This window comes from Polaribacter ponticola (genome assembly GCF_026191475.2).
Lineage (GTDB): Bacteria > Bacteroidota > Bacteroidia > Flavobacteriales > Flavobacteriaceae > Polaribacter > Polaribacter ponticola.
The window spans coordinates 536,477-556,722 of sequence record NZ_JAOSLC020000003.1 but is presented as its reverse complement, the minus strand read 5'-3'; the positions used below and the strand labels follow the sequence as shown (position 1 = coordinate 556,722).

At 26.5% G+C, this 20,246-nt stretch carries 28 protein-coding genes and 2 pseudogenes; 12 read left to right on the top strand and 18 right to left on the bottom strand.

Annotation, left to right across the window (positions count from 1 at the left end; translation table 11 throughout):
- Positions 1–6: 6 nt before the first annotated feature.
- Genes N5A56_RS07400 through N5A56_RS07385 form a run of 4 tightly spaced genes read right to left on the bottom strand, consistent with a single transcriptional unit; the run spans position 7 to position 2,368 of the window.
- Positions 7–786, bottom strand: a complete 780-nt coding sequence (locus N5A56_RS07400) for a hypothetical protein (protein WP_274270305.1) — start codon at positions 784–786, stop codon at positions 7–9.
- Positions 719–1,147, bottom strand: a complete 429-nt coding sequence (locus tag N5A56_RS07395; RefSeq protein WP_274270304.1) for a hypothetical protein — start codon at positions 1,145–1,147, stop codon at positions 719–721. Before N5A56_RS07395 ends, N5A56_RS07400 begins: the two co-directional genes overlap by 68 nt.
- An 11-nt stretch (positions 1,148–1,158) precedes the next feature.
- A complete protein-coding gene (locus N5A56_RS07390) occupies positions 1,159–1,845 on the bottom strand; it encodes a hypothetical protein (RefSeq protein ID WP_265724875.1) in 687 nt (228 codons plus the stop codon).
- A 1-nt stretch (position 1,846) separates the two neighbouring features.
- Positions 1,847–2,368 carry a T9SS type A sorting domain-containing protein gene (locus N5A56_RS07385; protein WP_265724874.1) on the bottom strand — a complete coding sequence of 174 codons (522 nt, stop codon included), beginning with the start codon at positions 2,366–2,368 and terminating at the stop codon, positions 1,847–1,849.
- 319 nt (positions 2,369–2,687) lie between these two features.
- Here N5A56_RS07385 and N5A56_RS07380 point away from each other — a divergent pair, with 319 nt between their 5' ends.
- From N5A56_RS07380 to N5A56_RS07345, 8 genes and pseudogenes are all read left to right on the top strand, one after another.
- The gene (locus N5A56_RS07380) at positions 2,688–2,990 is read left to right on the top strand and encodes a hypothetical protein (RefSeq protein ID WP_265724873.1); all 303 of its coding nucleotides are present in this window, start codon (positions 2,688–2,690) and stop codon (positions 2,988–2,990) included.
- 59 nt (positions 2,991–3,049) lie between these two features.
- The gene (locus N5A56_RS07375) at positions 3,050–4,030 is read left to right on the top strand and encodes a hypothetical protein (protein ID WP_265724872.1); all 981 of its coding nucleotides are present in this window, start codon (positions 3,050–3,052) and stop codon (positions 4,028–4,030) included.
- 89 nt (positions 4,031–4,119) lie between these two features.
- Entirely contained in the window at positions 4,120–4,425 is a 306-nt protein-coding gene (locus N5A56_RS07370) for a hypothetical protein (RefSeq protein WP_265724871.1), read from the top strand.
- Positions 4,386–5,132, top strand: a complete 747-nt coding sequence (locus N5A56_RS07365) for a sensor histidine kinase (RefSeq protein ID WP_337994834.1) — start codon at positions 4,386–4,388, stop codon at positions 5,130–5,132. Before N5A56_RS07370 ends, N5A56_RS07365 begins: the two co-directional genes overlap by 40 nt.
- The gene (locus N5A56_RS07360; protein ID WP_265724870.1) at positions 5,129–5,602 is read left to right on the top strand and encodes a hypothetical protein; all 474 of its coding nucleotides are present in this window, start codon (positions 5,129–5,131) and stop codon (positions 5,600–5,602) included. Before N5A56_RS07365 ends, N5A56_RS07360 begins: the two co-directional genes overlap by 4 nt.
- Positions 5,598–5,756, top strand: a pseudogene (locus N5A56_RS17405) (histidine kinase); the annotation flags it as partial. The gene N5A56_RS07360 and the pseudogene N5A56_RS17405, both read left to right, overlap by 5 nt.
- A gap of 192 nt (positions 5,757–5,948) precedes the next feature.
- Complete coding sequence (locus N5A56_RS07350; RefSeq protein WP_265724869.1) at positions 5,949–6,149, top strand: hypothetical protein; 201 nt, start codon at positions 5,949–5,951, stop codon at positions 6,147–6,149.
- A 2-nt stretch (positions 6,150–6,151) separates the two neighbouring features.
- The gene (locus N5A56_RS07345) at positions 6,152–6,904 is read left to right on the top strand and encodes a LytR/AlgR family response regulator transcription factor (RefSeq protein WP_265724868.1); all 753 of its coding nucleotides are present in this window, start codon (positions 6,152–6,154) and stop codon (positions 6,902–6,904) included.
- Here N5A56_RS07345 and N5A56_RS07340 read toward each other — a convergent pair whose 3' ends face one another.
- The 6 genes and pseudogenes from N5A56_RS07340 to N5A56_RS07320 form a co-directional block, all read right to left on the bottom strand.
- A complete protein-coding gene (locus N5A56_RS07340; RefSeq protein WP_265724867.1) occupies positions 6,905–7,507 on the bottom strand; it encodes a hypothetical protein in 603 nt (200 codons plus the stop codon).
- A 128-nt stretch (positions 7,508–7,635) separates the two neighbouring features.
- Complete coding sequence (locus N5A56_RS17400) at positions 7,636–8,232, bottom strand: hypothetical protein (RefSeq protein WP_337994833.1); 597 nt, start codon at positions 8,230–8,232, stop codon at positions 7,636–7,638.
- 20 nt (positions 8,233–8,252) lie between these two features.
- Positions 8,253–9,131: an SLC13 family permease gene (locus N5A56_RS17395; protein ID WP_337994774.1), complete on the bottom strand. Its 879-nt coding sequence runs from the start codon at positions 9,129–9,131 to the stop codon at positions 8,253–8,255.
- A gap of 30 nt (positions 9,132–9,161) precedes the next feature.
- A pseudogene (gene msrB, locus N5A56_RS07330) lies at positions 9,162–9,636 on the bottom strand (peptide-methionine (R)-S-oxide reductase MsrB).
- Positions 9,633–9,800: a hypothetical protein gene (locus tag N5A56_RS07325; RefSeq protein WP_265726108.1), complete on the bottom strand. Its 168-nt coding sequence runs from the start codon at positions 9,798–9,800 to the stop codon at positions 9,633–9,635. The pseudogene msrB and the gene N5A56_RS07325 overlap by 4 nt, the downstream one beginning before the upstream one ends.
- 59 nt (positions 9,801–9,859) lie before the next feature.
- The gene (locus tag N5A56_RS07320; protein WP_274270303.1) at positions 9,860–10,507 is read right to left on the bottom strand and encodes an alpha/beta hydrolase; all 648 of its coding nucleotides are present in this window, start codon (positions 10,505–10,507) and stop codon (positions 9,860–9,862) included.
- A gap of 117 nt (positions 10,508–10,624) precedes the next feature.
- Here N5A56_RS07320 and N5A56_RS07315 point away from each other — a divergent pair, with 117 nt between their 5' ends.
- Together N5A56_RS07315 and N5A56_RS07310 are read left to right on the top strand one after the other, a co-directional pair.
- Positions 10,625–11,449, top strand: a complete 825-nt coding sequence (locus N5A56_RS07315) for a M48 family metalloprotease (RefSeq protein WP_265724864.1) — start codon at positions 10,625–10,627, stop codon at positions 11,447–11,449.
- 66 nt (positions 11,450–11,515) lie between these two features.
- A complete protein-coding gene (locus N5A56_RS07310) occupies positions 11,516–12,811 on the top strand; it encodes an MFS transporter (RefSeq protein WP_265724863.1) in 1,296 nt (431 codons plus the stop codon).
- A gap of 1 nt (position 12,812) precedes the next feature.
- Here N5A56_RS07310 and N5A56_RS07305 read toward each other — a convergent pair whose 3' ends face one another.
- The 8 genes from N5A56_RS07305 to N5A56_RS07270 form a co-directional block, all read right to left on the bottom strand.
- The gene (locus N5A56_RS07305; RefSeq protein ID WP_265724862.1) at positions 12,813–13,547 is read right to left on the bottom strand and encodes a hypothetical protein; all 735 of its coding nucleotides are present in this window, start codon (positions 13,545–13,547) and stop codon (positions 12,813–12,815) included.
- A 90-nt stretch (positions 13,548–13,637) separates the two neighbouring features.
- Positions 13,638–15,926: a TonB-dependent receptor gene (locus N5A56_RS07300; RefSeq protein ID WP_265724861.1), complete on the bottom strand. Its 2,289-nt coding sequence runs from the start codon at positions 15,924–15,926 to the stop codon at positions 13,638–13,640.
- 107 nt (positions 15,927–16,033) lie between these two features.
- The gene (locus N5A56_RS07295; RefSeq protein WP_265724860.1) at positions 16,034–16,306 is read right to left on the bottom strand and encodes a hypothetical protein; all 273 of its coding nucleotides are present in this window, start codon (positions 16,304–16,306) and stop codon (positions 16,034–16,036) included.
- Between the two features lie 49 nt (positions 16,307–16,355).
- Positions 16,356–17,123, bottom strand: a complete 768-nt coding sequence (locus N5A56_RS07290) for a TerC family protein (protein ID WP_265724859.1) — start codon at positions 17,121–17,123, stop codon at positions 16,356–16,358.
- Between the two features lies 1 nt (position 17,124).
- A complete protein-coding gene (locus N5A56_RS07285; protein WP_274270302.1) occupies positions 17,125–17,295 on the bottom strand; it encodes a hypothetical protein in 171 nt (56 codons plus the stop codon).
- Positions 17,268–17,495, bottom strand: a complete 228-nt coding sequence (locus tag N5A56_RS07280) for a hypothetical protein (protein ID WP_274270301.1) — start codon at positions 17,493–17,495, stop codon at positions 17,268–17,270. The genes N5A56_RS07285 and N5A56_RS07280 overlap by 28 nt, the downstream gene beginning before the upstream one ends.
- Complete coding sequence (gene purB, locus N5A56_RS07275; RefSeq protein ID WP_265724857.1) at positions 17,495–18,838, bottom strand: adenylosuccinate lyase; 1,344 nt, start codon at positions 18,836–18,838, stop codon at positions 17,495–17,497. Before purB ends, N5A56_RS07280 begins: the two co-directional genes overlap by 1 nt.
- A 44-nt stretch (positions 18,839–18,882) precedes the next feature.
- On the bottom strand, positions 18,883–19,470 hold the full coding sequence (locus N5A56_RS07270) for an adenylosuccinate lyase (protein WP_265724856.1): 588 nt from the start codon (positions 19,468–19,470) through the stop codon (positions 18,883–18,885).
- 43 nt (positions 19,471–19,513) lie between these two features.
- Between N5A56_RS07270 and N5A56_RS07265 the strand changes: the two genes are divergently transcribed.
- Both N5A56_RS07265 and N5A56_RS07260 read left to right on the top strand, forming a co-directional pair.
- Positions 19,514–19,783: a hypothetical protein gene (locus N5A56_RS07265; RefSeq protein WP_274270300.1), complete on the top strand. Its 270-nt coding sequence runs from the start codon at positions 19,514–19,516 to the stop codon at positions 19,781–19,783.
- On the top strand, positions 19,783–20,229 hold the full coding sequence (locus N5A56_RS07260) for a toxin-antitoxin system YwqK family antitoxin (protein ID WP_274270299.1): 447 nt from the start codon (positions 19,783–19,785) through the stop codon (positions 20,227–20,229). Before N5A56_RS07265 ends, N5A56_RS07260 begins: the two co-directional genes overlap by 1 nt.
- Positions 20,230–20,246: the final 17 nt, after the last annotated feature.

Here is a 20,246-nt window from a genome sequence, read left to right as displayed (position 1 = left end):
GTAGTATTAGTATAATTGAACAATTCTTATTTTATCATTTTCATAGCATACTGCTTCTGGCTCTAATTTTATTGTTTTATCATTTAACGCTGTAAAGCTAATATTTACTCCATTTCTAAAAACATTGATTTTTTCTACATTAGTAATATTTAATGGGGTTTTAAATTCTATTTGACCATCAATTGCATAAATAACAACTTCAGTTTTTTGTGAAGTTGAAGTAATAGCAGGTAAAGTTTTTTGCATTAAAACACCTGTGTCTTTATCTACAACTATAATTTTATCATCATCATTTAAACTTGTTTCTAAACCTTTAATGGCAAGAGTATTTAATTCATTTACTGTTATTGTAGTAGGTTCTATTAGTTCTCCTCCTAATTTTATGGTATTATTATTAGTATGAAGTCCATTAATTGCTTTTGAGTTTATAGATTCCCAAATAGTATCGTCAAAAACTTGTATGCATTTACATTCTTTATTCCAAACTTGATCTCCGTTTTTTGGGTTAGTAAATTGCGTATCACGATCAATATTACTTGAAACTACTATAAGACCTAATTCGTTTGTTGGATCAAAATCTTCATTTACAGGTACCCAACTATTACCATTCCAAATTAATAATGAAGTATTATTATTCTCACCATAACTTGTAATCCAAATTAAATCTCCAGTTGTATATGGTGGAGTTAATTCTTCTAAAGTATTTACAATATTTACGTTACCTGTTCCATTTGTTGGGTGAGGAATGTAAAGTATCTTTTGAGTATCTAAAAACAAAACCATCATTATTACTAAGAATATTTAATTCTACATTTAAATACTTTAGTTTTCCATCCCATAAAATATCTTCAAACCTAAAATTTATAGGCGTTCCTTCACCAACAATAATAGAAACCATTCCATTTTCTTCGGTTGTAATTTTATGTTCTTCTGTATACTCTATGCCAGCTTCATTAGTTATAGTAAAACGTAGAATTATATCTTCTGAACTTAACGGAATTTTATTTTCTGTAACATCTGTTCCCGGAATCTGTACTTCTTCATTATTTAAAATAAGTGCTTGATAGTTAAAACCAGGAGTTTGACCTAATGCTATCGCACTGGTCAATAATAAAAAGAAAAAACATATTTTATGTTTAAGTTTCATACTCTTGTTATTTAAAATCCTCCGTAACAAATTTCTCTTCGACTAAGAATATTAAAAATCATACCCATGGAAATTGCATTTGTATGAAATACATAACTCTCTTCGATGTTACTATCTTCATTTTTTTCTCTAAAACTATCTGTTATATTATAACTAATATAAGTTGCTATTTTATTTGATATATTGTATTCTACGCTTAAACCTTTATGAAAACGAATTAGAGTTTTATCGTATGTATTATCATTATATAAATCATTAACAACTCCTCTAAAAGTACTTGTGCCTTTATAAAGCCAATCGTAAGAGAGGTGTGTATGTGCTTGAAATTTAAATCTAGGCTCATTTATTATGTTAAAAATAAAACCAGATTTAATACTAACATAAGTTAAATTATAAGTTAAAGGTATACTTGATTCTCCCGAAAAAAATCCGGTATTTATCTTATATGTGTTATAACTGCCTCCTAAATTCAATTTTAATCTTTCTTTATAAATATTTAAACGAAGTCCACTTTCAATAAAAAACTCTTGAGATTTAGGGTAACTTAAGTCTAAAGAATTTTCTCCTCGATTATTTACATAATCTTTAAAGAAAGCACTTTCTACCCCAGATTCTATGTATAATTGTTGAGCTTTTGCCACAGTTGATAAAATTGTGAAAAACATTAAGAAGCTATATGTTACTTGTTTATATAACATTCTATTTTATTTTTATAATTTTATTAGTACTTATCGTTTTTCCGCTCGTAATCTGAATTAAATAAGTTCCTATACTAAATCTTCGCATGGGAATAATAAGTTTAATAGAAGGCGGATATTTTTGTATTGTATAAACTTTACCGTTTATATCATAAATTTTAATATAGATATCATAAATTGTTTTTTTAGAAAAATCAATTTTAATATGATCTATAAAAGGGTTTGGAGAAATTACAAATTCTAAATCTTCTTTAAAATTATTATTGTTAGAATTGTTAATTTTAAAACTAATATTACTTGTTAAGAAACCCTGTTGTACAGTAATAGCGTTTATTTCTTTTTGACCAATAATACTAGATTGACCAACACTTTGTTGAATACTATATTTATTATTAGAAGTATAAATGGTAGATGAACCTACAGAAGTTATTGTAGATTTTAGTACAGTATATTTATTTGTTGATTGCTGAGAAAAAGCAAAACACTGATATACTAGTATAAATATTATAATTATTTTTTTCAATTTACTAATGGGGGGTTAGTTCTGAAAATTTAATTTCGTTAATAAAATATTATGTACTAATATATGCATTTTAATTTATTTTCTTGTTTTTTTTGTTTAAAATTTTAAACAAAAAGATTACTTGATATACTAACTTATTCTTTTAGACACCATTTAAGATTTATAAGTCACATTTTTTTTATTATTAGTTTATTTTGTTTTTACAGTTCAATACATTGTTTATACAGTTCATTACATTTCATTTTTTTGAATGATATTACGAACATACATTTGTTGTATCAATAAATAATTATACAAATATTTTAAACTTTTACACATAATGAGAACATCAAATATAAACAAGAAAAGATCTTTACTAACTATATTATTAATCTTATTTATTTTTAGTCCGATAAATTATTTTGCTCAAAATTCAATTTCTTTTAATAGTAATAATGGAAGAAGTAAAATAAGTATTAGTAATAATAAAAATGATTTTAAAATTGAATATGAAGGAGAAATTACACTAAACGAAACAGATACAGATATTATAGATATATCTAGAGGAGGATATATTGAAATTAAAAAATCTAGTTTTGGAAAAAAAGAAAAATTATTATACAAAAAGAAGGTAGTAAGTTAATTCGAAAATTTTATATAGGTTGGAGTGAAAAAGATTATTACCCTGGAGGGAAACAGTGGTTGTCTGATGTTTTACCAGAAATTCTAAGGTCTACAACAATTGGAGCAGAGAGTAGAGTAGATCGTTTTTATAAAAAAGGTGGTGCTAATGATGTTTTAAATGAAATAAAAAAAATGGAAAGTGATTATGTGCAAAGTGCATATTTTAAATTGCTTTTAAAGAAACCATTATCTTCTAAAGAAGTAGCAAATACCTTAAAAATTGTTGGGAAAGTAATTAGCTCAGACCATTATTTAGCTAATATTTTAAGAAAAAATCAAGAATTATTTTTGAAAAATTCAAGCTCAATTGATGCTTATATTTCTGCGGCAAAAACAGTTGGTTCAGATCATTATTTAACTCAAATTTTAAAATCAATTATATCTAACAAAGAAATAAATGATACTCAATTAGCTAGTCTTTTAACAATTTCCGAAAATATAAATTCAGACCACTATTTGAGTGAGGTTTTAGGAAATATTATGGATGAGAGAAAACTTAACGAGAATAATATGGAACAAGTGATGAAGCTATCTAAAAATATAGGTTCAGATCATTACAAAACAAATACCCTTAAAAAAGCATTAAGAAATAAAAATTTATCTAAACAAGCTTACAATAGTTTTATGAATTCTTTAAATGATATTAATTCAGATCATTATGCATCAGAAGTAATTAAGGAATTAGTTAAGAATAAGTTGGACAATGAGAATTTTAATAATGTTCTAGAGATTATAACAAAAAATATAAGTTCTAGTCATTACGCAGCAACAATTTATAAGGGAATTGCTAAAAATAAAGACTTAAATGAAACACAATTAATAAACCTTTTAAATGCTGTAGCGTCTATAGAATCTAGTCACGAATTATCGCAAGTGTTAATAACATTTGCACCCAAAGTAAAAAATGCTTCAAGTAAAGTTAAAGAAGCGTATACGAAAACAGCAAAATCAATTAATTCTGAAACTTATTTTGGAAGAGCAATGAAAGCTATTTATTAAAATAAGAAAAATTAGGTAGCAATACTAAAATTTAGAATTGTTACCTTGCTATTATGCATTTAGTAGAAAAATTAACAAACATTATTTTCTTGAAAAAATATATAATTTTATCTTTATTAGGTGTTTTGTTAGGTGTTTCTATTAATTATTTTTTAATTTTTAGTGAACAAGTAGAATATACTAATTATCTTATAAAGGATGCTTTACTAGCATCATTATTAGGTGTTTTTATTACTGTTGTTATTTCTAAAACAGTTAAAATTTTAAACAAAATATTATCTTATCAAAAGAAAACTGGAACTAGACTTTTTATAGGAGTTCTTACTCATTTTATTATTTCTTTTTTTATAACTGTATTTTTTTCTATTTATACAAAGTTTATTTTTTTGAGATAAAAAATTTCATAAAAATCTATTATTCTTCAATTATTAAATTAGGTATCATTTTACTGATTTTAACAATTGTTTTTGAAGTAATTTACTTCGCATTTTATTCTTATTATTCATATTCAAAACTTCAAATTGAAACAGTTAAACAAGAAAGAAAGCAAATAGAATTACAATTAAATGCATTAAAATCTCAATTAAGCCCACATTTTTTATTTAATAGTTTAAATACAATTTCTTCTTTAATTTATAAGGACGAAAGTAGTGCTGAGGTTTTTATTAGAAGACTAGCAAAAATGTATGATTTTACTTTAAAAAGTTATCATCAAAAACTAATTACTTTACAAGAAGAAATTGATTTTGTAAATGCTTATATCTATTTAATACAAACTCGTTTTAAAGATAAGTTTTCATGTATTATTTCTATTGAAGATGATGTGTTAGAAACGAAAATTCCACCTTTAACTTTACAAATGTTAGTAGAAAATGCAGTAAAACATAATCAAATGGCTATTAATACACCATTGCTTATCAGTATTAAATCTAATGGTTTTGAGGTAATTGTAGAAAACAACATTACTAAAGGACCAAAAAATATTACCTCTTTTAACATCGGATTAAAAAATATTGAAGCACGATATTTATTGATTGCTGATAAAACCGTTTCTATAATAAAGGACGAAAAATTCATAGTTAAATTACCTTTAATTAGATGAAAAAGTTATTTATACATCAACCACTTTTTCGACTTTTAAGCCCTATCATTAGTGGTGTAATTATATATTTATTGGTTTTACTATTAAACAATAATGTAGAGCAAATTCAAGAACAGTTTTTTAACGAAGAATTATATTTTTGTATTGCATTAAGTTACTTAATTCAAGAATTTTCTAGAGGACTTTTATTATTATTTAAAAAAACTTTATTTAATAAATTATCTAGGTTTAATATCTTTTTACAAGTTGTTATTTCTATGGCTTTATGTCTAGTTATTTCTACAGTTGCAATTAATTTATATTTTAAATATTTATTAAATTTTTCTGCTTCTATTGAAGAAATTTATGTTTTTGATACGATATTTTGTGGTGTTACTTTTATTTATATTGTACTCTATTTAAGTCATCAATATTTATTTAAAATCAATTCTGAAAAATTACTACAAGAGGCATTAATAAAAAAATATTGAACACGTTTTTAAGCGATTTAAAAGAGAAATAAATCCTAATTTATTATTTGAAAGTTTAGAATCATTATTAATTCTGATAAAAAAGGATAAAGACAAATCAGATGATTTTATAGATCATTTAGCTACAATTTATAGGTATATTTTATCAGGTCAAGAAAAAGAATTAATTTCTTTTAAAGAAGAAATTATTGTTGTTAAAGAATTAGTAGACCTTTTTAATTATTTAGCTTTTAGAAATGTTTCTTTCAAAAATAATTGTACAAGCACATTTTTAATAGTTCCTGGAAGCTTACTTTTTATAATAGAACAAATAGTACGAACGAGTATTGTAACTTCAGAATCGATATTGCAAATTAACTTAAACGAAACAGATGAGTGTTTAGATATTTCTTACCATAAAAATGATAAAATAACCACTCAGTTTAATTTAGATAAAATCAAAGAAATTGTAAGAAGTTATAATGTTTACAGTTCAACAAAAATTAAAGTTGATGAAACTGAAAGAAGTAGAAAAATTATAATTCCTAAATTAAATATAATATCATAATTATGAACATTGTTATTATTGAAGATGAACATTTAGCAGCTGAAAAACTAGAAAGATATTTATTAAAATTTGATACTAATATTAAAATTTTAAAAGTATTGTCTAGTATTTCTGAAAGTATAAATTGGTTTGAATGTAACCAAAATTACGACGTTATTTTTATGGATATTCAACTAACAGATGGTTTAAGTTTCGAAATATTTAATCATGTTAAAATTAACAAACCAGTAATATTTGCTACTGCTTTTGATGAATTTGCTGTAGATGCTTTTAAAGTTAATAGTATAGATTATATTTTAAAACCTATTACGTTTACAGATGTATCTAAGGCAATGAATAAATTAAAAATTATGGAAACAATTTTTAATGCAGAAACTGTTTCTAAAGTTGTAGATAAAATTAAAATAAAGAAAGAAAAAGATCGGTTTTTAGTACGTTTGGGCAATCATATTCATTCTATTAAAACAGAAGAAATAGCCTTGTTTTATGCAGAAGGAAGAACCGTGTATTTAGTTACAAAAGAAAACAAAAAATATATAATAGATTTTAAATTAGAAGATGTGCACAAAGTTTTAAGTGCATCATTATTCTTTAGAGTTAATCGTTCGTTTATTATTAACATTAATGCATTTAAAGATGTTATAGTGTATTCTAACAGTCGGTTAAAAGTGATTCCTACGATGGTTTTAGAAAAAGAAATAATTGTAAGTAGAGAAAAAGTGAATGCTTTTAAAACTTGGTTAGAAGGTGTGTAATTAATATAATTTCCTTTTTCTATACGCAATAATCAATCCTACAAAGCCAATTATTGCCATTAATAAAAATGCAAATACAATGTATTGATTAAAGATAAATAGTTTTGTAATGGTTGTAATTATTATAAAAGATAAACCTATATACATCCAAATATTATCGTTTTCTAACCTTTTTTTAGTAGAGTTTGTAGGTGTTTTATTAATCAATATTTTTAGAGAATCCCAATCCCAATAAATTAAAAATAAAGTTGATAATAACATAAGAAATGTTATAATTGGTGTTCCTTTAAAATCGTAAGAAATTGTAATTACAAAAACATTTACAATTATTGGTAAAAATAGAATTGCGCCTAATTTTGCAAAACGTTGTGTTACTAAAAGAGAGCCAGTTATAAATTGTGCAATTCCTAGAAAACGCCAATAAATACCAGATTCATATAACGTTTCAAAAAAATGCCAAGCAGAATTTATAGGGTTTTCTGCACCACTTTCTGAAGTAAAACGTAACCCTTGTATTTTTACTAAACTTGCAAAAATAAATGCAAAACCAATTAAATACCTAAGGTAAATAACAAATAATTGTGGCAAAGTTTTTTGTTTCATTTAAAGTTGGTTTCATTAATTTACTCACTTTTATGACGAAACAAATTTAATATTGTTACTTAAAGTTATAAATCTTTTGTAAAATGAACTCCTTTTTTCTCTAGTACTTTTTAAATAAGAATTATCCATTATAAATAAACTGAAATTGTTAAGAAAATTATAGAAAGTAAAGTAAGAATTAGAACTAACGGAATTACAAATTTTAACCATTTATCGTAACCAACTTTAATCATTGCTAAAGAAGCTAAAATTAAACCAGTAGGGTTTATAAAGTTAAAAAGACCTATACCTAAAAGATAGGCATTTACTACATGTTCTCTACCTAAAGACACTGTATCCGCTAAAGGAGACATAATTGGCATTGTTAATACTGCCATACCAGAAGAAGATGGTATAAAAAAAGTAAGACCACTATAAACAAACATCATAGCATTTATAAAAAGACCTTTATGCATTCCTTCTGTAAATGAACTTGCGTAAAATAAAAGTGTATCACTAATTAAACCATCTTCCATTAAAATGGTTACACCACGAGCTAAACCTATAATAAAAGCCACACTTAATAGCTCATTAGCGCCTTTTATAAAAGTTTCAACAAAAACAGTTTCATTTATTTTATATATAAAACCTATTACTAGAGCACCAACAAAAAATACTGCAGTCATTTCTAAAAACCACCAATCTAAATTAATTACTCCATAAACCATTACAATAAAACAAATTATAAAAATGCTAAGAACTAATTTTAATCTAAGAGAAAAATTGATTTTTTTGTAGAGTTTTGAAAAGAAAATAATTTTTCTATACTTTCTTTTTGATCAAAAATAATAGATTTACTTGGGTCATTTTTTACCTTTTGAGCATATCTAATTATATATAGTATAGAAATTATTAGTCCAACTAAAAGCATTATGATTCTTCCTTCAATTCCGGTTGTCCAATTTATACCAGCAGAGTTTGAAGCAATTATTGTGCTAAACGGATTTGTTATAGAAATCATTGTACCAATACTAGAACCTATATAAATGCAAGCTAATGCAACTATTGCATCGTATTTTGCAGCAATAAAAATAGGAATTAAAATAGGGTAGAAGGCAATTGTTTCTTCTGCTAATCCAAAAGTAGTACCTCCTAATGCAATTAAAGAAGTTACTGCAATAATTAAAATAAATTCTTTTCCTTTTAAGAGAACAGAAAGTCTTGTAATACCCGCTTCAAAAGCACCTGTGTAGTTTACAATTGCTACTAAACCTCCAATAAATAGGACTAAAATAATAATATCAGAAACCGCAATTATACCTTTTAATGGCGCTAAAATAAACTCTTTAAAACCTTGAGGTTTAGATTCTAATTTTTGATAAGTTCCGGGTATACTAATGGCTTTGTAAATTGCCCCAGATGTAAAGTTTTCAATAGGAATTTTAACTTGTAAATCATCTAATGTTTTTTGTGAAGCTTCCAAAATTATAGAACTGTCTTTACTCGTTTTTACAAAAGTATTGTTGTCTTTATTGTAAGATAATCTATCGTATTGTCCAGAAGGAATATACCAAGTTAAAAGCGCTACAAATGCAGCTATAATAAGCAATACAGTTTGTGCGCTTGGAAATTTTATTTTTTTCATTTTTAAAATCTGTAATAGAATTTAAAGATACTATTTTTCGGGGATAAACTTTAATGCAACTCCATTAATACAATGACGTTTTCCTGTAGTTTTTGGGCCATCATTAAAAGAATGCCCTAAATGACTACCACATGTATTGCATTTTAATTCCGTTCTTGCATAACCAATTTTAAAATCAACATCTAATTCTACATTTTCTTTTATAGCTCTATCAAAAGAAGGCCAACCAGAACCAGAATCAAATTTATGTTCAGATTTATATAAAGCAGTATTGCAAGCTGCACAAACATAAGTACCTTTTTTATAATTCTTATTTAATTCACTTGTAAAAGCTCTTTCTGTTCCTGCTTCTCTTAAAACATTATATTGTATTGGAGAAAGTAATTTTTTCCATTCGTTTTTTGTTTTCTCAACTTTATATGTTTTTTTCTTCGGATGTATTTTGTGCTTTAGTAGTACAACTTATCATCAATAATAAAACAAGTGTTGTTGCTAATTTTTTCATGTGTGTTGTTTTATAAAATTTATTATTTTGTTCACAATACTTTTATCACGTAAAATTTTTGTGTGCCCTAATCCGTTAGTAATTAAAAGTGAACCTTTCTCTAAATTTTGACGAATATTAATAGCACAACTTACAAGTACATCTCCATCATTTACATCATGTATAATTAAAGCTGGGGTTTTAACCTTTCTAGCAGCTCTATTTGCATCGTAGTTTTTAAAATTTAAGTTCCATTTTTTTCAAAAAAATCAATTATTCTTTTACCAAATTTATTTTTTAGACCTAAATTGTTAGAAAAGTTGATTAAAACATCAGAAATTTTATCTCCAGAACCTACAGTAACAATACATTTAAAAATTTCTTTTTCAGCTTGCGTATTTATAACAGCCATTGCACCAAAAGAATGACCAACTGCGGCTTCAAAAGGTCCGAATTCTTCATTAATTTTTTTTATAGTTTCTATAAAGCCTATTAAGTTTGTTTCTTTACCGGTAGATTTTCCATGAGCAGGTCCATCAAAAGAAACCACCATATAACCATTTTCTAAAAGTTTATTTGCAATCATGTAAAGTTGCGTGCTTCTTCCAGCCCAACCATGACATAGCAATACTTTTTTATCGGAATAGCCATAAGTTAGCACATGTACTTCTTTGTTAATAGCTTTTACCATTAGGGTTTTAGCTTGTGAGCTATTTTCCATTCCTTTTTCTGCTTTAGGTGTTGTAAAGCGAGGTGGAGTAGCAAAAATTTTTGAAGTAATAAAAAGAGTAAGTCGGGTAGAAAAAAAGTGAATTATCTGTATAAACCACTTTACAAATCTGGGGATTTTTAAACTAGTAGGAAATAACTTATTTTTAGAAAAAAACTGCATTAAAAATATTTTTTTAATAATTATAGAATATGTAATTTTAATAAAAATTTGATATCAATTTATAAGTGACTAAATTACGTGTTTAGTGTCTTATAAAAAGAACCAAAAAGTAATAAAATGAAAAAAATAATAGTTTTAATAGTTGCAGTTTTCCTTTTTTCTGAATGTAGTACTGTTCCTATTACGGGTAGAAAGCGTGTAAACTTTGTAAGCGATGCCCAAGTTTTACCAGCAAGTTTTGCTCAATACAAAGGGTTTTTAGCAGAAAATAAGCTTTCTTCTAATAGAGAAATGTCTAATCAAATTAAGAATGTTGGTAAAAATGTAGCTGCTGCTGTAGATAGATTTATGCGTGCTAATAATATGGTTACAGAAGCAGAATCTTATAAATGGGAGTTTAATTTAGTTGAGGATAAAACGGTTAATGCATGGTGCTTACCAGGAGGAAAAGTTGTTTTCTATACAGGGATTATGCCAATTTGTGAAAATGAAAATGGTGTAGCGGCTGTAATGGGGCATGAGGTTGCTCATGCATTTGCTAAACATGGTCAAGAAAGAATGTCTTCTGGTCAATTACAACAAATTGGAGGTTTAGCTGTAGCTTTAGGAACTTCTAATAAAGACCCTAAAACTTCTCAAATTTGGAATTTAGCTTATGGAGCTGGTTCACAAGTTGGAATGTTAGCTTTTAGTAGAACTCATGAAACCGAAGCAGATAAACTTGGCTTGGTTTTTATGATAATGGCAGGTTATGATGGTAGAGAAGCTGCAGAAGTTTGGGTAAGAATGAGTAAAAAATCTAATGGTAAACAAGGGCCAGAGTTTTTAAGTACACACCCATCTAACCAAAGCAGAATACAAACTCTAAGAGCTTATTTACCAGAAGCTAAAGTTTTAGCAAAGAAGTTTAATACGCAAGCTAATGCTCAAATGAAAAAATAAAGGAATAGTTTTCCTATATTGTGTGCCATTCAAGAAATTGAATGGCATTTTTTTAAATATACTTTTATGTTAAAAATTGGAGATAAAAAATTAATTAATGGTTGGGCATTTTATGATTGGGCTAATTCAGTTTACTCTTTAGTAATTAGTACAGCTGTTTTTCCTTTGTATTATAGTGCTGTTACAGATGGCAAAATTGTTCGTTTTTTAGGAATGGAATGGGAGCACCCAGATAGTTTATATAGTTATGCTTTATCGTTTTCTTTTTTGATTGTAGCTTTTATATCGCCTATATTATCTGGTATTGCAGATTATACGGGAAGTAAGAAAAAGTTTATGAGATTTTTCTGTTGGATGGGTGGTTTATCAGTAACTAGTTTATACTTTTTTGATGGAGTAGATACTGTTTGGATTGGTATTTTATTTACCATTTTAGCAAGTATTGGCTTTTGGGCAAGTTTAGTTTTTTACAATGCTTATTTACCAGAAGTTGCACATCCAGAACAACAAGATAGAGCAAGTGCAAAAGGATTTATTTATGGATATGCAGGATCTGTAATTTTGTTAATTATTAACTTAATTATGATTCAGAAACCAGATTTGTTTGGTATTGATGCTTCTATGGCTTCAAGAATTTCTTTTGTTTTGGTTGGGATTTGGTGGATTGGTTTTGCACAAATAACCTTTAAACGTTTACCAAATGATATTTATAATAAACAACCCGATAATGATTATATATGGAAAGGTTTTAGAGAATTAAAAATTGTAGCTAAAGAGGTAATGAATTACCCAACATTAAAAAAGTTTTTAATTTCTTTTTTCTTGTTAAGTATTGGTGTGCAAACAATTATTTTAATGGCAGCAATTTTTGGCTCAACGGAGTTAGGTTTACCTGCTATGAATTTAATAGTTACCATTTTACTTGTTCAAATTGTAGCTATTGTAGGTGCTTTTGTGTTTTCTAGATTGTCAGAAAAATGGGGAAATATTAAAGCACTTAAAGTTACTATAGTAACTTGGATGGTAGTTTGTTTTACAGCATTTTTATTAGATAAAAGTCAAGAAAATGTAGAATATTATTTTTACGGATTGGGAGTTTTATTAGGGTTTGTACAAGGAGCAATTCAATCTTTAACACGTTCTACTTATTCTAAACTGTTACCAGAAACGGAAGATCATGCAACGTATTTTAGTTTTTATGATGTTACAGAGAAAATAGCGATTGTTCTTGGAACGTTTGTCTATGGCTTGTTATATGCAATTACAGATTCTATGCAATGGTCTGTATTATGTTTAGCTATATTCTTTTTAGCTTCATTTATTATTTTAAATACACTTAAAAAGACAAAATATGTGCAATAAATTATCTTGAAAAGATTTCAATTAAGTTGTCTTTTTCAATTTTAACAACATAATCTATTAAAATTTTTTGATTTTCTTCTGATAATTTATCCAGCATTTCTTCACCTTTACTAATAGTTTTTAGTGCTAATGCTAAACCAGAAATTTCTTTTATTGTATAAATTTTTGGTTTGTTTTCCATTTTATCAATTAGAAATGATATAATTTCTTTTACATTTATTACTAATTTCTTATCATGAATAATGTTAAAAAAAGACTCTGTATTTTTAATAAAATCTTCAATTTCTGAGTAAGGAAGTAGTTTTGTTAAAGTGTTTATTTTGTTGGTAGTATAAGGGTAAGTTATTTTTTTCTCTAAAGCCATATCCACAAGTCTATTTTCGAATTTTGTAGCTCCTCTAAAAGATTTCATTGCTTTTAAACCTGCGCCAAAAATTTTAGGCAGGTGTTTACCATGAGAAAAAATTAATTTAAAAGATTTTAGTACAAGATTTAAAAGTTTTTCTGGTTGTTTTACAAAACCATCTAAAGTGCTAAAAGCATCATCTAATTCAGCTCTCTGTTCTAAATCTGGATAAACATAATTTAAAAAGTAAATTTTAATGTCATTTATCGTTTTATCATCAATAGCATTAGGAAGCTTGTATTTTTTTATTAAAATATTATATTGATACCTTTCTTCAATAACATTTCTATAACCTAAAATTATTTCATTTAAAACTTTGTTTCTTGTCATTTAATTTTTAAATCGAATTATATTATAAAAATAAGACTTTAAATTAAAAAGCAACTATTTTAAATAGTTGCTTTTAATTATGATTTACTTTTATAAAATAAAATTTATACCTAAAACAATATTTCTACCTTGATTTAAAAGACCATCTGCTTTTAAACGAGATAAGTGATTTATGTATTTTTTATTTAATAAGTTATTTACAGAAACAGATGTTGAGAATTTTGTTGTTCCTAATTTTATATCGCCACCAAAACCTAAATTTAATAAATTATAAGAAGGGCTTTCTGTTTCAAATTGACTAATTTTTTTCTGAGAAAAGGTACTTTGTAAGCTTATAGATGAATAACCATGTTGTAGCCAATTATTGATTTGGAATTCTGTTCTAAATGTGTTTTTCCAAGTATTAGCAGGAATTAAAGGTAAATAATTACCATTATTTTGTTTTCCAATAACAGTTTCAAAAGTACTCTCTAAGTGTAACCAATCTAATGGATGAGGGTGTAAATGAAAACCAAATTCTCCACCATATAATTTTGCATCTTCTTGTATATAAGTATAAACAGGACTTCCGTCTTCAATTTCACCGGTAGGAGTTAAATATATATAATCATTTAAATGATTATAAAACCCGTTCGTAAAAAGTTCAAAATGATCAGTCTTATATTCTAGAGAAATATCTATTTGAGAGTTTTTTTCATTGGTTAAATAATTATTTCCCTCTTCAAAACGATTTGTTCCATGATGTACTCCGTTCGATGTTAATTCTGCTAAATTTGGAGCTCTAAAACCTGAAGCAAAATTTATTCTAGAAGTAATAGATTCTGATATTGAAGTTTTAAAACCTAATGATGTTGTAAAACTATTATATGTTTTATCTATTGCATTAAAAATATGTACTTCGTCTTCATGCGCAACTTCATGTCTTTCTGTTATAATATTTCTGTTATCAAAACGGATTCCTGCTTGCAACGTATTATTATTATTATTATTATTCCAACTATAATTTGCGGTTGTAAAAATTCCAAAATCATTTATTTTAGCATTAGGAATCAATAATTCGTCTCCATAATTTGTGTTTGTTTGATGTAAACCTTGAATTCCTGATAAAACTTCTAAGTTTCCTACTTTAGGGAAATGAAACTTTGCATTATAAGTAAATGTTTTTAATTTCATTCTTAAGGCTGCTTCATCATGCTCGTCTTCATGCTCATCTTCGTGTTCATCATCATCATCATGTTCATCTTCATGGTGTTCTTCGTGTTCTTCAAATTCTTTTCTATCATTTACAGTGTAGCCTAAATCTATATCTAATTTAGAATTTCCTAAAAATAGATGATTATGAGCGCTTATAATATGATTATCTATAGATTGGTAAGGTTCTAAAAGTGATGTGCTTCTTGATTGCTCATTTATCCCTTCGGTTAATCCTAATTCAGAATTATTAAAATTATATCTAATTTCTGAGGTAAATATATTCTTAGAAAATGCTATACCGGTTTTAAAATCCTTTTCTTTAAATCTTGTGTTTGTTATTCTTTGGTCAGTTGGAATTTTATAATCAGAATGAGAAGAAAAAGTTCCTCTTGCTAAAAACTTCCAATTTTCTTTAGATGATTTTAACCCCACAGAAGTATTACTACCTAGCGTATTGCTATAGTAACGCTGATTAAGACTTAATTCATTATTGTTTTCAATAGCAAATTTTTCTGGATTTAAGTATAAAACACCTCCAAGAGCATCAGACCCATATAATAGAGAAGCTGGCCCTTTAATTACTTCAATACTGCTAATTCCTGCATCATTAATACCTAAACCGTGTTCACCTCCAAATTGCTGATTTTCTAACCTTATTCCTTGTGTATATACAAGAACTCTATTGCCACTTAAGCCTCTGATTACAGGTTTTCCAATAGAACTACCTGTAGATATTTGCGATACTCCTGCAATATTGGTAATCCCTTCAGATAATGTAGAAGCTCCAGTTTTTTGTAAAGATTTAGCAGACAGTCTTTCTATTTTCATTACATTTTCTGATTGTAATTTATTAAATGGTGTAGAAATTATTATTTCATCAATTTCAAAAGAAGATTCTTGTAATTGAATATTAATAATTAATTCTTTAGAATTTACAACTATCTGTTTTGTAATTGTTTGATAACCTAAGTAGTTAAAAGTTAACTTTATCTTTCCGTTAGGAATATTATTTAAAATATATAACCCATCTTCATTAGAAATTGTTCCTTTATGAATTTCTTGTGCATAAATTTCTACTTGTGGTAAAGGGTTGTTGTTTGTATCTGTAATTTTTCCTGAAATGCTATTTTGTGCATTCATAGAAAATGCTGCTATAAAAAATAGCAGTTTTATAAAATTTTTCATTGAAATAGTTTTACTGTTTTATTAAATATTTGCCATTCTTTTATATAATAGAAAACGTACCTATTCTTTTAAATAGATAACTTTATATTATTAATGACTATGTTAAGTTATACAGTAAAATGAGGAGGACCTCTTGTAGTTTTTATAGATTGATAAATCTCTTTTTCTATTTGAGGCTTATCAATAAATAACGAAGTATAAAAACGCTTTGGTATTACATCTAAATTGGCAGGAAAATCTAAAGAAAAGAAAGTTATTTGCTTATGAAATTCGTTACAATCTAAATCTTCAATATGTATATGATGATCGTTTTGAGAAGAACATACAATGTGTTCATGATTTTCTAAATCATGAATAATTTCTATAGATGTAGGTAACATCAATAGAATTAAGAAAAATAAACTTATATGTTTTTTTAAATATTCGATATTATTTTTTCTTTCTAACTCTTAAATTAATCATTTCTACACTTAAAGAAAAAGCGATGGCAAAGTACAAATATCCTTTAGGAATAACTCCCACAGTTTTGTTAAAAATTTCGGTATGCGATAAATGTGCTCCTTCTGTAATTAACATAAAACCTATTAAGATTAAAAAAGACAATGCCAACATTTGTATTGTAGGATTGTTGTTTACGTAATTACTAATAGGTTTAGAAAATATCATCATAATTATGATAGAAATAATAACGGCAAATATCATAATTAATAAAGCTCCGTCTACACCATTTGTCATACCAACAGCAGTTAAAATACTATCAAAAGAAAAGACGATATCAATTAATATAATTTGAATAATTACACTTTTAAACGAAATTACTTTTGGTGTTTTTAATACTTGTTCTTCATTTGTGTTTTCTACTTTTTGCCTAATTTCATTAGTACTTTTGTAGAGTAAAAAAATGCCTCCTAATAGTAAAATAATACTTTGTCCTGTAATAGCTGTTTTAAACCAGCCAATATCTAAGGTTAAAAAAGGTTCTTTTAAAGCAATTAAGTAAGACACACTAAACAATAATAGTATTCTTGTAATCATTGCTAAAGCTAAACCTAATAAAGTAGCTTTTCTAACCTTATCTTCAGGTAGTTTATTTGCAGATATAGAAATAAAAATAACATTATCTATCCCTAAAATTATTTCTAAAAAAGTTAATGTTAAAAGTGCAACCCAAGTATCAAAGTGTAAAAATATTTCCATATTATTCTACTTTAAAAATAGTTGCTTTTTTAGAGAATTTAGAGAAACCAATCTTTACAGTAAAATCATAAGATTCTTTATGAATCTTATTAATTTGAATAAACATTGGATCTTTCTGTAATTCTGTTTTTGGGTTGATATATTTTAAGGTGTAAAAAAGTTGTTTTTCCATTTAATAGACAAAGTATCTACATGATTACCATGTTTACTAATTTGAATACTATCTTTTCTAATAATGGTTTCTTCTACAAAGCCTTTACCAGCAGGAATTTTAAAAACACCAACTTTAAAACGATCTGAATTATCTTCAAAATCAGTTTTACAAGAAGTAAATAGTAAAATTCCTGCTAAAATAAAGAGTACTTTTTTCATTAAATTCCTGTATAATTTGATGGAGTAATTGCTTTTAATTCAGTTTTAATTTCTGCTGATACTTCTAAAGTATCAATAAAATTAGCAATTAAGTTTTGGTTAATTTTTTCGTTAGTTCTTGTTAATCCTTTTAAAGCTTCATAAGGATTTGGGTAAGCTTCACGTCTTAAAATTGTTTGAATAGCTTCTGCAACAACTGCCCAATTATTTTCTAAATCATCTTCAAACTTTTGTTTGTTTAGTAATAATTTATTTAAACCTTTTAATGTTGATGTAAAAGCAATAATTGTATGACCAAAAGGTACACCAACATTACGTAAAACTGTACTGTCTGTTAAATCACGTTGTAAACGAGAAATAGGTAATTTTGCAGAAAGATGCTCAAAAATTGCATTTGCTATTCCTAAATTTCCTTCAGAATTTTCAAAGTCGATTGGATTAACTTTATGTGGCATTGCAGAAGAACCTACTTCACCAGCTTTAATTTTTTGTTTAAAGTAATCCATAGAAACATAGGTCCAGAAATCTCTGTCTAAATCTATAATTATAGTATTAATACGTTTTAAAGTATCAAATAAGGCTGCAAGATGGTCGTAATGTTCTATTTGAGTTGTTGGAAATGAGTGGTACAAACCTAATTTTTCTTGTACAAACTTACTTCCAAAATCTTTCCAATCAATTGTTGGGTACGCAACTTTGTGAGCATTAAAGTTACCAGTTGCTCCACCAAATTTAGCAGCGCTTGGTATATCATTTAATAAACTAAATTGTTCTTTTAAACGTACTACATAAACATCTATTTCTTTACCTAATCTTGTTGGCGATGCTGGCTGACCATGAGTTCTAGCCAACATAGAAATATCTTTCCATTCAATAACTAATTCTTGTAGTTTTTCTAAAACTTCAAAATATTGTGGTACATAAACATCATTCATAGCTTCTTTAATAGATAAAGGAACTGCAGTGTTATTTATGTCTTGAGAAGTTAACCCAAAGTGGATAAATTCCTTATACTTAGTCAAGCTTAGCTTGTCAAATTTTTCTTTGATAAAGTACTCAACCGCTTTTACATCATGATTAGTAACTTTTTCAATATCTTTTATTTTTTGGGCATCATCAGCAGTAAAATCTGTATAAATTTTACGCAAATCGTCAAATAAGTCTGAATTAAAATCTGCTAATTGTGGCAAAGGAATTTCGCACAAAGCAATAAAATATTCAATTTCTACACGAACTCTATATTTTATAAGAGCTTCTTCAGAAAAATAGTTTGCAAGTTTTGATATTTTACCTCTATAACGCCCATCAATAGGAGAAATAGCATTTAATTGTGTTAATTCCATTTTTAGTTCTGTTGTTAATTGCAAAAATAGGCAATTCAACAGATTTATAAAGTAGATTTTTTATGTTTTTCTATCAATTCTAAAATGAATTTACCTCTTGCTTTACAACCTTTACTTTCATGAATAATTTTAGTCTCAATTAAGTGTTTTAATTCTGGATGAATCCAATCTTTCTCTAAACCAAAAAAATATAAAGCATTCATTGTATATGCTCTTACAGCAATTTTTTGTGGCGTAATTAACCAATCGAAACCAGTTTCTACAATGTTATCTATTTGTTGTACAGTTAAGTTTTTTTTAATATGATTTTCTTTCTTAGAATAATACGCAGTTGCTATGTGCTCACAAATTTTTGCACAAGGTCTTGTAGCACTATCAAAAGTTACTTTAGAAATTTTTTCTGTAAATTCATCTAAGTGAGGAATTATCCAATTCAAATGATGATGTGTACAAATCCATTCTAAAATCCAAGCAGCTTTTATAGAAACTTTATTTTCAACATCAAAAGTAATGGAAACTAAATCTTTAAATAATTTTTTATTTTCTAATATAACATTAGCAACTCTTTGTCGGTTTTCCCTTTTAGGATTTTCCATATTATTAAGTTGCTCTGTTAAATAAAGTATACTCATTTTTAGATCGATTAATGTATATTTACCTTAAAATTGTTTTAGAATGATAAATATAAAAAGACTGTTTTTTGTTTTTACCTTTTTTGTTTGTTTTTTTTCGAGTTCATTTTTTTATGCTCAAAAAATCAATCAGTTTGATGAGAATAAAAAACGAACTGGTATTTGGATAAAGTACCATGCAAATAATAAAGTTCGTTATACAGGTACATTTGAAAAGGGAAAAGAAATTGGAGTTTTTAAATTTTATGACATTTCTAGTTCTAAACATCCAATAATTGTAAAAACCTATTCAAAAAAAACGATGCCTTTTTAGTGAAGTTTTATTCTATTGGCGGCGTTTTACAAAGTAGAGGATATTACTTGGGTAGAAAAAGAATAGGGCATTGGATTTATTATTTTGAGAATGGCAAATTAAGGTCAGAAGAATATTATAAAGATGGTAAGTTAAACGGAAATCTTATTAATTACTATCCTAATGGAAAACCTACTGAAGTTTCTGTTTATAAAGAGGGGTTAAAAGAAGGTTTATCAAAAAAATATTCTAGTAAAGGAGTATTAATAGAAGAAATTACTTTTAGAAACGGTAAACAAAACGGTATTGCTAAATATTTTGAACTTAATGGTATGATAAAAGAAACAGGATCGTATAAAGATGGTAAAAGAATAGGAGAATGGGAATATTATTTAGATGGAGAGGTTGCTACAGATAATGATTTCAAGAAAAAGAAAGCTACTTTTAGTAAACCTAAAAAGAATTAATTTAGCCAATCTATTCA

Coding starts and splice junctions, on each gene's coding strand:
- N5A56_RS07400 (WP_274270305.1), bottom strand. CDS start 786: ATGATGGTTTTGTTTTTAGATACTCAAAAGATACTTTACATTCCTCAC.
- N5A56_RS07395 (WP_274270304.1), bottom strand. CDS start 1,147: ATGAAACTTAAACATAAAATATGTTTTTTCTTTTTATTATTGACCAGT.
- N5A56_RS07390 (WP_265724875.1), bottom strand. CDS start 1,845: ATGTTATATAAACAAGTAACATATAGCTTCTTAATGTTTTTCACAATT.
- N5A56_RS07380 (WP_265724873.1), top strand. CDS start 2,688: ATGAGAACATCAAATATAAACAAGAAAAGATCTTTACTAACTATATTA.
- N5A56_RS07360 (WP_265724870.1), top strand. CDS start 5,129: ATGAAAAAGTTATTTATACATCAACCACTTTTTCGACTTTTAAGCCCT.
- N5A56_RS07345 (WP_265724868.1), top strand. CDS start 6,152: ATGAACATTGTTATTATTGAAGATGAACATTTAGCAGCTGAAAAACTA.
- N5A56_RS07340 (WP_265724867.1), bottom strand. CDS start 7,507: ATGAAACAAAAAACTTTGCCACAATTATTTGTTATTTACCTTAGGTAT.
- N5A56_RS17395 (WP_337994774.1), bottom strand. CDS start 9,131: ATGAAAAAAATAAAATTTCCAAGCGCACAAACTGTATTGCTTATTATA.
- N5A56_RS07320 (WP_274270303.1), bottom strand. CDS start 10,507: ATGCAGTTTTTTTCTAAAAATAAGTTATTTCCTACTAGTTTAAAAATC.
- N5A56_RS07315 (WP_265724864.1), top strand. CDS start 10,625: ATGAAAAAAATAATAGTTTTAATAGTTGCAGTTTTCCTTTTTTCTGAA.
- N5A56_RS07310 (WP_265724863.1), top strand. CDS start 11,516: ATGTTAAAAATTGGAGATAAAAAATTAATTAATGGTTGGGCATTTTAT.
- N5A56_RS07305 (WP_265724862.1), bottom strand. CDS start 13,547: ATGACAAGAAACAAAGTTTTAAATGAAATAATTTTAGGTTATAGAAAT.
- N5A56_RS07300 (WP_265724861.1), bottom strand. CDS start 15,926: ATGAAAAATTTTATAAAACTGCTATTTTTTATAGCAGCATTTTCTATG.
- N5A56_RS07295 (WP_265724860.1), bottom strand. CDS start 16,306: ATGTTACCTACATCTATAGAAATTATTCATGATTTAGAAAATCATGAA.
- N5A56_RS07290 (WP_265724859.1), bottom strand. CDS start 17,123: ATGGAAATATTTTTACACTTTGATACTTGGGTTGCACTTTTAACATTA.
- N5A56_RS07285 (WP_274270302.1), bottom strand. CDS start 17,295: ATGGAAAAACAACTTTTTTACACCTTAAAATATATCAACCCAAAAACA.
- N5A56_RS07280 (WP_274270301.1), bottom strand. CDS start 17,495: ATGAAAAAAGTACTCTTTATTTTAGCAGGAATTTTACTATTTACTTCT.
- purB (WP_265724857.1), bottom strand. CDS start 18,838: ATGGAATTAACACAATTAAATGCTATTTCTCCTATTGATGGGCGTTAT.
- N5A56_RS07270 (WP_265724856.1), bottom strand. CDS start 19,470: ATGAGTATACTTTATTTAACAGAGCAACTTAATAATATGGAAAATCCT.
- N5A56_RS07265 (WP_274270300.1), top strand. CDS start 19,514: ATGATAAATATAAAAAGACTGTTTTTTGTTTTTACCTTTTTTGTTTGT.